Origin of the sequence: Aeromonas sp. R9-2 (assembly GCF_040908025.1) — a bacterium.
Taxonomy (GTDB): domain Bacteria; phylum Pseudomonadota; class Gammaproteobacteria; order Enterobacterales; family Aeromonadaceae; genus Aeromonas; species Aeromonas veronii.
The window spans coordinates 1-12462 of sequence record NZ_JBFOCX010000002.1 but is presented as its reverse complement, the minus strand read 5'-3'; the positions used below and the strand labels follow the sequence as shown (position 1 = coordinate 12462).

At 56.5% G+C, this 12462-nt stretch carries 11 protein-coding genes and 1 pseudogene; 10 read left to right on the top strand and 2 right to left on the bottom strand.

Annotated elements, in window-relative coordinates; all coding sequences use genetic code 11:
• Positions 1-16: 16 nt before the first annotated feature.
• The 3 genes from AB5Y71_RS00280 to gloA are packed head-to-tail and all read left to right on the top strand — an operon-like array spanning position 17 to position 1894.
• Positions 17-769: an electron transport complex subunit E gene (locus tag AB5Y71_RS00280; RefSeq protein WP_068977593.1), complete on the top strand. Its 753-nt coding sequence runs from the start codon at positions 17-19 to the stop codon at positions 767-769.
• 13 nt (positions 770-782) lie between these two features.
• A complete protein-coding gene (nth, locus tag AB5Y71_RS00275; protein WP_368170709.1) occupies positions 783-1424 on the top strand; it encodes an endonuclease III in 642 nt (213 codons plus the stop codon).
• A 56-nt stretch (positions 1425-1480) separates the two neighbouring features.
• A complete protein-coding gene (gloA, locus tag AB5Y71_RS00270) occupies positions 1481-1894 on the top strand; it encodes a lactoylglutathione lyase (protein ID WP_005347113.1) in 414 nt (137 codons plus the stop codon).
• Positions 1895-1979: 85 nt separating this feature from the next.
• Here the strand turns inward: gloA and AB5Y71_RS00265 are convergent, their stop codons facing one another.
• The gene (locus tag AB5Y71_RS00265; RefSeq protein WP_005337611.1) at positions 1980-2855 is read right to left on the bottom strand and encodes an OmpA family protein; all 876 of its coding nucleotides are present in this window, start codon (positions 2853-2855) and stop codon (positions 1980-1982) included.
• Positions 2856-3120: 265 nt separating this feature from the next.
• Between AB5Y71_RS00265 and AB5Y71_RS00260 the strand changes: the two genes are divergently transcribed.
• The 4 genes and pseudogenes from AB5Y71_RS00260 to AB5Y71_RS00245 all read left to right on the top strand — a co-directional run bounded on the left by AB5Y71_RS00260 (position 3121) and on the right by AB5Y71_RS00245 (position 6782).
• Entirely contained in the window at positions 3121-4044 is a 924-nt protein-coding gene (locus AB5Y71_RS00260) for an autotransporter domain-containing protein (RefSeq protein WP_368170766.1), read from the top strand.
• Positions 4045-4625: 581 nt separating this feature from the next.
• A complete protein-coding gene (locus AB5Y71_RS00255) occupies positions 4626-5210 on the top strand; it encodes a hypothetical protein (protein ID WP_368170708.1) in 585 nt (194 codons plus the stop codon).
• A gap of 87 nt (positions 5211-5297) precedes the next feature.
• Positions 5298-5681, top strand: coding sequence for a hypothetical protein (locus AB5Y71_RS00250; protein ID WP_368170707.1), 384 nt, complete (start codon positions 5298-5300; stop codon positions 5679-5681).
• 79 nt (positions 5682-5760) lie between these two features.
• A pseudogene (locus tag AB5Y71_RS00245) lies at positions 5761-6782 on the top strand (IS481 family transposase).
• Positions 6783-7005: 223 nt separating this feature from the next.
• Here AB5Y71_RS00245 and AB5Y71_RS00240 read toward each other — a convergent pair.
• Positions 7006-8031, bottom strand: coding sequence for a porin (locus AB5Y71_RS00240; protein ID WP_100654041.1), 1026 nt, complete (start codon positions 8029-8031; stop codon positions 7006-7008).
• 395 nt (positions 8032-8426) lie between these two features.
• Here AB5Y71_RS00240 and dinG point away from each other — a divergent pair, with 395 nt between their 5' ends.
• The 3 genes from dinG (at position 8427) to AB5Y71_RS00225 (ending at position 12379) form a co-directional block, all read left to right on the top strand.
• Positions 8427-10499: an ATP-dependent DNA helicase DinG gene (gene dinG / locus AB5Y71_RS00235; protein ID WP_368170706.1), complete on the top strand. Its 2073-nt coding sequence runs from the start codon at positions 8427-8429 to the stop codon at positions 10497-10499.
• A gap of 142 nt (positions 10500-10641) precedes the next feature.
• The gene (locus AB5Y71_RS00230) at positions 10642-11301 is read left to right on the top strand and encodes a DUF2057 domain-containing protein (protein ID WP_042655856.1); all 660 of its coding nucleotides are present in this window, start codon (positions 10642-10644) and stop codon (positions 11299-11301) included.
• A 181-nt stretch (positions 11302-11482) separates the two neighbouring features.
• Positions 11483-12379: a histone deacetylase gene (locus tag AB5Y71_RS00225; RefSeq protein WP_368170705.1), complete on the top strand. Its 897-nt coding sequence runs from the start codon at positions 11483-11485 to the stop codon at positions 12377-12379.
• The last annotated feature ends 83 nt before the right edge of the window (positions 12380-12462 follow it).

The window sequence follows — 12462 nt, the reverse complement described above, 5'->3', positions numbered from 1 at the left end:
AGCCATCATGAACCAGATGGAACAGATTGAAACGGGCACAACCCCGATTGCCGAGCTGGAAAGCCGCAAGGGCGAGCTCAAGGAGCTGATGAGTCAGGGGCTGTGGAAGAACAACCCCTCGCTGGTGCAGGTGCTGGGGCTCTGCCCGACCCTCGCCGTCTCCTCCACCTTTACCAATGCGCTGGGACTGGGCCTTGCCACCATGGCGGTGCTGGTCTGCTCCAACCTCGCCGTCTCGCTGGTGCGCAACTGGGTGCCGAAGGATATTCGCATCCCGGTCTACGTGATGATCATCGCCTCGCTGGTGACCAGCGTACAGCTGCTGATGAACGCCTACACCTATGGCCTCTATCAGGCGCTCGGCATCTTTATCGCCCTCATCGTCACCAACTGCGTCATCATCGGCCGCGCCGAGGCCTATGCCTCCAAGAACCCGCCGCTGCTGGCGGCCCTCGATGGCCTGATGATGGGCCTTGGCTTTACCCTGGTGCTGCTGGTACTGGGCGGCATGCGCGAGATCATCGGCATGGGCACCCTGTTTGATGGCGCCGAGCTGCTGCTGGGCGAGTGGGCCAAATCCCTGCGCATCGAGCTGTTCCACGCCGATGCCAGCCTGCTGCTGGCGATTTTGCCGCCGGGCGGCTTTATCGGGCTGGGGCTGCTGATCGCCGCCAAGAACGCCATCAACGACTGGCGGGACCGCAAACAGGCCGCTACCGTGGCCCACTGCAACGTTGCCCCGGCCCGCGTCCGGGCGACCGAGCTATGATCGGACGCAAGGCATGAACAATCAGAAACGCAGAGAGATCCTGGAGCGACTGCGGGCAAACAACCCCCACCCCACCACAGAGCTCAACTTCAACTCGCCATTCGAGCTGTTGATTGCCGTGCTGCTCTCGGCGCAGGCGACCGATGTCAGCGTCAACAAGGCGACCAACAAGCTCTATCCGGTGGCCAACACCCCGCAAGCGATGCTGGAGCTCGGGGTGGACGGGCTCAAGGAGTACATCAAGACCATTGGCCTCTTCAACACCAAGGCCGAGAACGTCATCAAGACCTGCGCCATCCTGCTGGAGCGCCACGGCGGCGAGGTGCCGGAGAATCGCGAAGCGCTGGAAGCCCTGCCGGGCGTCGGCCGCAAGACCGCCAACGTGGTCCTCAACACCGCCTTTGGCTGGCCCACCATCGCCGTCGATACCCATATCTTCCGGGTATCGAACCGCACCGGCTTTGCGGTAGGCAAGAACGTGGATCAGGTGGAGGAGAAGCTGCTCAAGGTAGTGCCCGCCGAGTTCAAGCTGGATGTTCACCACTGGCTCATCCTGCACGGGCGTTACACCTGTCTGGCTCGCAAGCCTCGTTGTGGTTCCTGTATCATCGAGGACTTGTGCGAGTACAAAGAGAAGGTCTATCCCGAGAACTGATAGCCTCGCAACCGAGATTGAAAGCAGTACACATCACCAACCCGGAGAACTGAGCAATGAGAATTCTGCATACCATGCTGCGTGTCGGCGATCTGCAACGCTCCATCGACTTCTACACCCGCGTCCTCGGCATGAAGCTGCTGCGCAAGAGCGAGAACAGCGAGTACAAGTACACCCTGGCCTTTGTCGGTTACGGTGACGAGAAGGATGAAGCGGTGATCGAGCTGACCTACAACTGGGGGGTGAGCGAGTACGAACTGGGCTCTGCCTACGGCCATATCGCGCTGGAAGCGGACGACATCTATGCCACTTGCGATGCACTGCGCGCCGCCGGTGCCAAGATCACCCGCGAACCGGGTCCGGTCAAGGGTGGTACCACCGTCATCGCCTTCGTCGAAGATCCGGACGGTTACAAGATTGAACTGATTGCCAAGAAAGATGCCGGTACCGGCCTGGGTGACAGCTTCTAAGCTACCTGACTCCCGCTGCCGAATGGCAGGATCAAAAAAGAGCGCAGATGCGCTCTTTTTTATGCTTCTCTGACCAGGGACGGCGCTAGATCTCGCCATTGCGCCCCATGCTGATCACCACCCGCCGGTTCTTGGCACGACCCTGCTCGGTTTCGTTGGAGGCGACGTGCTGCTTCTCGCCATGCCCCTCCACCGAGATCTTGCCGGGATCAATCCCCAGATCGACAAACACCTTCTTGATGGCATCGGCCCGCTTCTCGGAGAGTTTCAGGTTCGGCCAGCGGCCGCCATAGCTGTCGCTGTAAGCATCGATCACCACCACGTCGATGCTCTTGTCCGCCTTGATAAACTCGCTGATCATCGCCAGCCGCCGCTTGGAGGGAATGGAGAGCTGATCACTGTTCTTGTCGTAGGTGAGCACGCTAAAAGCGATATCGTTGAAGCTGTAGGGCAACAGCCCGCTCAGACAGTCGATAAAAGCTTGATATTTGACCCGAAAGTTGACCGACGAGAGAGACACCCGCACCGCACGGTTCTGGCGATACCAGTCCCGATACTGGAAGGTCGGCATCCGCCCCCCCTCCAGCTCGTCGAGCATGGTCCAGGCGGTTTGCCCCTCTACCAACCCATCGAACTGCTGATAGAAGCGCAGTTGACTCACTTCTCGTCCGGCTATTCCCGGGCGCCATACCGGCGGCATGATGCCAAGGCTCACCGTCTGGGTCTGGGCCTGTGGCCGCTTGCCCTTGAGCTCGAAGTCGAGGTTGATCTTGCGCCCGGCGCGGCTGACAAAAGCCCCCGTTCCCCAGTTGGGAATAGGATGCTCGAGGCGACACTCAATCTGGGTATCGGAGGTCAAACGCCAGACGGATTGATCCAGACCGGCACCAAATTCGGTGACCCCAGCCTGTAACTGCATACTCACGGATATGCTGACCAACCCCAACACCCAAGCGTTCAATTGCTTGTCCTCCACACGATCTCACAAGAGATATCGGCGGCAAAAGGCCAAGCTTTAGCGACAAACTGCAAAGGCGTGCCGTTGGTGTGGCAAAGGCTTGCCCCCAAGCGGCAACCGACCGCAAGCGGCGCTTATTCCCCCCTCTTAGCTCCGTGCCAACCGGCAGGAAGCTCGCTACAGTAAAACCAGGGCAACCAGAAGCCGCTTATCGGGAACCAAACTCATGCACCGCTCTTGCTCCTCTTTATTGCAGATGCTGTTGCCAATGCTGCTGGCGCTATCCGGCAGCCCTGTCAAAGCTGCAACACAGGATCAGGAGTGGGCACAGGAGCGCGCCAATGCGGTGCTTTCGCTGATGACCTTCACCGTGGTGCCCGACATCACCGCCAGCAACCTCGATATCGGCAGCGGCACCAATCAATCTGCCGCCCTCAACATGACCCAGATCGGTGGCGGCGCCACCATGAGTGAAGCCGTGCCCATCTATCTGGAAGGGGCGATCGGCTTTAGCCGCTACGATCCCCAGTTTGTGGTGAGCAACGGCACAGAGAGCCGCACCCTCCCGACCAAATGGAACAGCCTGACCGCCTCTGGCGGGATCGGCTGGGATATCGCCCTCCATGAAGACCCGCGCGGTGGCCACTGGGTGCTGCGCCCCATCGCCAACGTCTCGCTCGGTACCATGGCCAGCGATCTGCGGATCGGCAACTGGCTGCTGGAGCGCACCAAGGGCTATTCGCTGGATTTTCTCGATGGTGGACAGCTCAATATGTACGGACTGGGGGGCTCGCTAATGCTCGACTACGAGCTCTTTTCAAAGACGCAGGATATCGATGTCGAAGTGCGCTACTCCTACCAACACCTGCAGAGCTTTGGCGGTACCTCGACCAGCGTCCGTGGTCACGCCGAGGCGGAGAACCTCGGTCTCTATCTGCGCCGCCGGGCCCCGCTGTTTGACTGGACACTGCTCGACAGACCGGTGCGCTATGTACTGGAGGGGGCCCATACCGCATATCTGGGGGAACAGCGGGGGTTGCTTGGCTTTGACTCCCTCAACTCCATCGGCGCCGGTCTGGAGCTGGACAGCAGCAAGTACGACATCATAGTCACCCGTACCCGGCTGGTTGCCCGCTATATGTTCAGCCACAACACCAGCGGTTATTCCATCGGGTTGGCCATGAGTTTCTGAGTCGTTATTTTTGCCTGACAAAAGTGGGCAATCCTCAGGGAAAGTACATTAACGTTCCAGATAATCATGCCTCTATTGATGGAGGGTTTATTTATCCTGACCCTTTCATAGGCCTCACCACCCAGCCATATCAGGTAAAAATATCCACCTGCTGGTAGGCTAATTTCCCCCCTCGCACACAGAATATTGGAGTTTTTTGTCTGTATATTTACGGCGCGCAATGGCTGATTGGTCCTGTGATGTCGCCAGCCTGTGCCATCATGCAACATAGGAAATACTCTACTCCCGGCATTGCAGCCCTATGGCCAACTTTATCGACACCCATAAGGAACCATCCAGGATGGTCCCCCCATCTTTTTCAAAGTGACCTGAACCACATCTAACCCCTTGTTTTAAATGGTTTATAGTTTTTCATATTTTATGAATCCAATTAATCCTGTTTTATTTTACTTACATCACCCGACTGCTAAATTTGGCGTCATCCCGGCAGGACGAGGCGCACTGAAACGACTGACTGCGGGCTACTGATAACAGGTGTGCAATGAGCACAGAAATAACGTTCAGGCATAGCAACCGTTATTTTGACGACATCACACTTACTGATCCTTGTTGATCTGAGGTTATCTGATGAAAAAACGCTGCTTGCTCTCTCTGTATTGGTCATAACCGGAACCGCATATGCAGGGGTGCCTGATTTATCCGCCAGCTGTCCTGGACATATTAATCTTCGCGTCGAAGATGGCACGGCTTATATCAATAACCAGCAAGTTCCACTTAAAAAAGTGAATTCAAATTTCTACGAGGCGAGCAAGGGGCGCACCACCCTCTCCATGGTGAAAAATGGCGACTGGGGCATCACCTATTTTGTCAAAAATGGCGACAGCGGCGCCTGCCAGCTCAATGACGATGAGAACGATGACGACGGCGATGATGAGAACGCCAGCAGCAGTGCCTACAACGGCAGCACTGCGCAAACCAAGGTTGCCGAGAACGCCTGCATGAACGCCGTCGCCAGAAAAGCGGGCGTCAGCCGCAGCAAACTGACCCTCGACTATGTGGCCGACTCCCAAGCGGGGATGATGATTGATATCAAAGGGCCCCATGACCGGCTCTGGCACTGCCTCACCGACGCCCGCGGCCATATTTCTGGCATCAATCAGGACTGATTTCGAGCCACGGCTCAGCGGGGCCCACACCGACCGTGGGGGCTCCACCCCTTATCCATTGCAATTATTTGATACAGGTAAATGAAGATGAAATCCAAACAGACTCTGCTCAATGTCGCCCTCGGTTGCCTGCTGGCGGTCGGTATCTCCGGCTGTGCCGTGGCCAAAACCCATCACGGCCACAAGACCCATGCCCAAGAGCACGCTCAGGAAGGAGCCGTGCAGTATGGCGACGAGAGCCCGTGGGCTGGCAACTATAAGGCGGTCACTGACGATGGCCGCACCGTGGCCGAAATTCACGTCGATACCACAGGGGAAACCTATATCGATGGCAATCAGGTCAAACCAAATCACAGCGGCAGCGACTACCTGAAATTCAAGCAGGAGACCATCACTTACACCCTGCGCAAAAGCGGCGCCAGCTGGAAAGACAGCGATGCCGGCACCAGCGGCCGCATCCTGTTCGATTGATAATCCCGACACCGGCCTTGCCAGACACCAAGCCCCGCCAAGGGGCTTTTTGCACCTGCAAAATACTATCAGCCTCTGCATGACCACCAACGAGAAAGTAGCACGTCGCAAACTCAGCCTGCTAGAGCTTGCTAAAGAGCTCAATAACGTCAGCAAAGCCTGCAAGCTCATCGGCTACAGCCGTCAGCAGTTCTACGAAATTCGCCGTAATTACCAGACCTATGGCGCCGAGGGATTGCTCGACAAATTGCCCGGCTGTAAAGGGGCTCATCCCAACCGGGTCGCTCCCGAGATTGAACAGGCCATCCTCGATTACTCCCTCACCAGACCAGCTCATGGCCCGCTGCGAGTCGCGCAAAAACTGGCTCTGCAAGGCATCAATGTTAGTGCGGGTGGTGTGCGTGGCGTGTGGCAACGGCACGACTTGCTCTCCAAACACGACCGCTTGCTGCGCCTTGAGAAAACTCACCGGGATCAGACCATTGAGCTCAATGACGAGCAGATTCGCCTGCTCGAACGCTTCACCCCCGAGTTTCGCGAACGCCAGATTGAGGTCCACCACACCAGGAGGTGGCGTCGATCGACACCCACTTCGTTGGCGCGCTCAAGGGGGTTGGCAAGGTGTATCTGCAAACCATGCTGGACTGCTACAGTCGCCACGCCTGGGGGCGGCTCTACACCAGCAAGCTGCCCATCACCTCGGTCCATGTGCTTAACGAAACGGTGCTGCCATTCTTTGAAACCCACGAGGCACGGGTCTATACCATCCTGTCGGATAATGGGCGCGAGTTCTGTGGGCGTGGGCGCCCTGACCACCATCCCTACGAGCTATTCCTGCAACTGGAGGGGATTGAGCACCGGACAACCAAGGTCCGCAGGCCGCAGAGCAACGGCTTTATCGAGCGGCTGCATCGAACCTTGCTGGATAAACACTTCCGTATCAAGGGGAGGACGACCTGGTATGAGTCGGTAGAGCAGATGCAGACAGACCTGGATAGCTACCTGGAGCACTACAACACCCAGCGGCCACATCAGGGCAGGATGATGGAGGGTCAGACCCCCTACAGCATGTTCAAGAAAGTACGCTCCAAAGTAGCGTAAACAAGACACCGGTTTGAGGCCGGTTTCAGGTGATAACTAGATCTGTACAAATTAACCGAGACCAGCAATTTGCCAACTATCACTAGAAACTACAATCTGGCGATTCACCAGGACTGCGTTACGCAATAGCAATGCCGCCAAAAAGAAAATGGCCGAGATATCATCTCGGCCATTCGTAGCTTGGTCAAAGACTCAAGCCAGGGTATTACTCATGTGCAACTTATTAGAAGTTGTACTGCAGAGCAACAGTCCACTCGTCGTCTTTGTCGTCCAGACCAACGATTTTGTACTCGGTGTAGGCTTTCAGCTTCGAAGTAAAGGAATACTGAACACCCAGGTAGGTGTAATCAGCGATGTCCTGAGGTTTGACAGTAGAATTAGTAACGCTGTCAATTTCAGAGAAGTTGTAACCGGTCAGGAAAGTCCAAGCATCCACGTTATAGGTTGCGGCCAGTTCATAACCGTTGTACTTAACGTCTTCGTTACCACGAGTGATCTTGCTTTCGTTGTACAGACCAGCGAAGTAGAAGCCGTTAATGGAGTAAGATGCCGCCAGTGCCCAGTCTTCTTTGTCGCTGCTGAGACCAGTAGTGGTGTTAGACTTATAATCGTTCTTGGCATAACCAGCAGCCAAGCCCAGACCGAAGTCAAAATCATAACCCATGCTGGCTGCATAACCTTTGTCCAGCTTGGAAGCCAGGTTAACGGTATTACCGTTATTATCAGAACCGAAAGTCAGCTCAGCCTTGTCATCATTGGTCTGATAAGAGGCGTTAGCAAAGAAGCCGCCCCATTTGCCCATGTAAATAATCTGACCTTCCTGACGGCCACCGTAAGCGTTAGCTTCAGAGCCCCACTCGTTGAAGATATCAGTCTTTTCAATCAGGCCGGTGTAGTAGGCAGTATCGGTCTGGCCAAACAACACTTTACCGTACTGGGAACCATCGAAACCAACGTAGATATGACGCGGATCGATATCGCTGGTTTTGTAGCCAGAATTTTCTGCCGCAACTTGCCACTCGGTTTTAGCAAAAGCAGACCAAGTGTTGTTCAGGGCAACTTTGCCAGACCAACCCAGACGGGTTTGACCTTGCAATTCACCATCGACGTCATCGTGCTCGCCGTAGTAGTTAGCCTGTACACGGCCGTATACGTCGAAAGTGGTACCGTCTTTGTCATAGATCACTGCGGCGTTAGCGGCGGATGCAAACAGAGCCGGAATAGCAATAGCCAGAATTGTCTTTTTCATAGTTTCCAATGCCTACTGTAATTAAACACTAAGTTGTTGTTATTCCCTGTGTTAGCGATGTTCTTTGCATCACTATGCCGCCGAGACTAGCACCGGATTTTTTGAACCGCAATGAAAAAACTTGGAACTTTTTACGCAAACCATAGTCATGGAGGCAAAAATGTGAGCCAAGTCTCACCTGGCGGCAAGGCAAAAGGAAAACGTTTACAATGAATCCTGCTGATTATTTGGACTCGAATAGTCTGTTTTGCATGCAAATGACGCTAACTACCTGATAAACAACCAAAGTGGTCTGATCAGCGTAAAACTGCCGTGATAATGGCTGTTGCCTCGACCTCACCAAGGGGTTGCGGGTATCCTTGTCCTTCGATTAACCCCTAACTGGCCTTCTCTTCATGCTCTCTACTCGCCTTAAAGCCACCATTCGTCAAACCTATCGCCAGATTTCGGATGGATTACCCGGTTTTGTGCCGCGCAAAGAGCAGAACTTTCTGGTGGCCGAGATAGCCAAAACCCTGACCGGCGAGTACGACAAACAACGCCGTATTCTGGTTGCCGAAGCGGGCACCGGTATCGGCAAATCCCTCTCCTATGCGCAGGGCGCCATTCCGGTGGCGCGACTCACCCAGAAGAAGCTGGTGATCTCCACCGCCACAGTGGCCCTGCAAGAGCAGCTGATCCACAAAGACCTCCCTTTTTACCACCGCCACAGCGAGCTGCCGTTTCGCTTTATGCTGGTCAAGGGGCGTCAGCGCTACTGCTGCGAGCATCTGCTGGAGCAGGCAGCCAGTGGCGCCGAGATGGCCAACTTCGAGCTCGACTTTGGCAGTCTGAGCAAATCCAAGCCATCTGACAGCGACAAAGATCGCTACCAGGCCCTGTGGCAGGCCTACACCAATGGCAAATGGGACGGGGATCGGGACAACTGGCCAAAGCCCATTCCCGACACTTGCTGGGATCGCATCGCCGCCGACCGTCACACCTGCAACAAGGCGCTGAGCCATCACCAGCACTGCCCCTTTCATCGCGCCCGCAACGACATGGAGAGCGCCGATGTGCTGGTGGTGAACCATGCGCTACTGCTCTCCGATCTCACCATGGGCGGCGGCATCATTCTGCCGCCCCCCGATGAGTGCATCTATGTGCTGGATGAGGCCCATCACCTGCCCACCATCGCCCGGGATCACGGCGCTGCCTCGGCCAGCGTCAAAGGCTCCCGCCGCTGGCTGGAGAAGCTGGTACAAAGTGCAGGCAAGCTGGCGCGGACTCTTAATAAGGAGAGCCTGCTCGACCCCCAACTCAAACTGCAGGATGCACTGGCCTCCATCCAACCTGACCTGAAGGCGGTCGAGCAGTGGCTCAGCGCCAACGATCGGCTGTTTGGCAGTGAACCCCACTACCGCTTCGCCGAAGGGGTATTGCCGGATCCCCTGCCCATGCTGGCAGAGAATCTCAAGGAGTCGAGCAAGAAGGCACTGCGGGCGCTGGATCGGATGCAAGGGGCCATAGGTGAAGCGCTGAAAGATGGCGAGATCCGCCGCAAGGAGGCCGAACCTCTGCTGGCAGAGAGCGGTTTTCATCTGCAGCGGCTGGAGAGTTTCTGCGCCCTGTGGGAGATGCTGGGGCGCCATGTCCCGACCGGTAAAACCCCGCTCGCCCGCTGGATGGCCAAGAGCGATGACGGCGATATCTGGCTGCACGCTTCACCGATAGAGGTGGGCTATCTGCTGGAGGAGTGGCTCTGGTCGAAATGTCTGGGAGCCGTTCTGGTCTCCGCGACCCTCACCGCCCTCTCTTCCTTTAGTTATTTTCGCCATCAGGTGGGGCTCAAGGAGCACGACGGTACCCGCTATCTGCGCCTGCGCTCCCCCTTTGATTATCAGAAAGCCGAGCTCTATCTGCCCAAGATGGAGCACGAACCCAACTCGCCGGCCTTTACCAACGAACTCATCAGCGTGCTGCCACGTATTCTTGCGGGCAAGGAGGCGAGTCTGGTGCTCTTCTCCTCCTACCGCCAGATGAATGAGGTGGCTGTTGGCTTGCGAGCCAAGGGACTGTCACTGCTGGTGCAGGGGGAAGCCTCCCGCAATGCCCTGCTCACCCTGCACAAACAAAAGTGCGATGGCGGTCAGGCCAGCATCCTGTTTGGTACCGGCAGCTTCTCGGAGGGGCTAGATCTGCCGGGTCACTACCTCACCAATCTGGTCATCACCAAACTCCCCTTTGCGGTGCCCAACTCGCCGGTCGAGGAGGCCACCGCCGAATGGGTGGAGCAGCGAGGCGGCAACCCCTTCCTGCAACTGACGGTACCGGAGGCATCGCGCAAGCTTATCCAGGCCTGTGGCCGCCTCATCCGCAAAGAGGCTGATCGGGGGCGAGTCACCATTCTCGACCGCCGCCTGCTGACCAAACGTTATGGCAAGGGGTTGCTCGACGCCCTCCCCCCGTTTACACGGCGGATCGAATAAATAAGTCGGTCGCTATTGATAAACAAACTGACAGCAGCGCGAACATCGACCACCAGAAAGAGCCATTGCCGCAGTAGGCCAAACCTGTAAAAATGAGCCCCTGTTTTCAGTGGGCAATCGCCTGACTGTTCAAGGAGATGAAATGAAACTGACTGTTCTGGTACCGGCGCTGGCTGGTCTGTTGTGGGCCGGTAGCGCCCTTGCTGATGCCCAATTGGAAGTGACCACCCCGTATGTCGTCCAGCTGATCGATGGTCAATCCATCAACCCCAAGCTGCTCGACAAAACCAGCACCTTCCCCCTCTCTGCCGGCAAACACCAGTTGGTCGTCGCCTTTGAAGGCAACTACTCCAGCCGTAACGAAATCAAGCTGGTGACCGCCGAGCCGCTGGTGCTGAACTTCACGGCCGCCGACAATCAGCAGCTGGTGCTGGACTATAAAAAGCCCCGCAACGAAGCCGAAGCCAAGCAGTTTGTCAAAGATCAAAAAGTGGCGCTGAAAGACAAGGTCAGTGGTCAGCAAGTGAGCAGCGAACAGTTCGTGATGCCGAAAGTAGAGGGCTTCCAGCTGACCCGTGACTATCAGCAAGAGCTGATCAACATGGGTAAAGCCTTCAACCAGCCTAAAGCAGTGGCCGTCTCTTCTGCTGCCGTGATGGCTGCCGCCAGCGCACCGGTTCAGGTTGCCCCCAGCAAGGCTCAAAGCAATCCGGAAGCGCTGACCCAGTTGCAAAACTGGTACAACAAGGCAGATGCGGAAACCCGCAAAGCCTTCCAGATCTGGGTTATCCAGCAGCAATAAGCCGGACTGAGAGATTGACTGAAAGGGGAGCCAAGCTCCCCTTTTCCATATCCTGCGGTCTCACTCACGACGCGTCTTGATTTATGCGCTGCCACTTCCCCTTTATATAGGGAGTACATATGTGGATTCATCTGCTGATTTCATATATAGAAAGCACCACCTTGCCAGGGAGAATGGCACCATGTCGTTGCGCATTTTCTATCACCCCCTCTACTCCTCCCTGACGCTACCCGAGCGCCATCGCTTCCCGCTGGCCAAGTATCAAGGGCTGTTTGAACGCCTGCAGGTGCAGGGTTACCCCCTTGGCGAAGCGCCCTCCGCTACCCGGGAGCAAATCTGTCGCATTCACGATGCCGATTATGTCGCGGCGGCCCTGAGCGGCCAGCTGGAAGATCGCGCCATCCGCAAGATCGGTTTTCCCTGGTCACCCATGCTGATAGAGCGCACCTTGCGCTCGGTGGGTGCCACCGTTGCCGCCAGCCGCTATGCGCTTGAGCAGGGATGCGGCTTGCAGATCTCCGGTGGCTACCACCACGCCCATCGGGATCACGGCAGCGGTTTTTGTCTGTTCAACGATTTGGTGATTGCCGCCCAGGCTTGCCTCGACGAGGGGCACTGTGAACAGGTGCTGATCGTCGATCTAGATGTGCATCAGGGGGATGGCAGTGCGGCCCTGTGCGCCGGACGGCGCGACATCATCACCCTCTCCCTCCATGGGGAGCACAACTTTCCCCATCACAAAGCCGCCTCTCACCTCGACTTTCCACTGCCAAGCGGCATGACAGACGATGCCTACCTCACCACACTGCAACAGGCACTATCGCTGGCGCTGCGGCTCTATTCGCCGGATCTCATCCTCTATCAGGCGGGCGTCGATGTGCATCATGCCGACGAGCTTGGCTATCTCTCCCTGAGCGATGAAGGGGTTCGCCTGCGCGATGCCATGGTATTTGACTGTGCAATCAAGCATGGGTTACCCATCGCGGCGGTGCCCGGTGGCGGCTATCGCCGCGACTGGCGACAGCTGATCCCGCTTCATATGTCGCTGTTTGAGACGGCGCGCCACCGTTTTGGCTGATGGCATGGCTTTATATGGCGCGGACACGCCATCATAGTGGGAGGAGATTTCTCTAGATAAAACAGAAGAGGCGACCCCTGGGG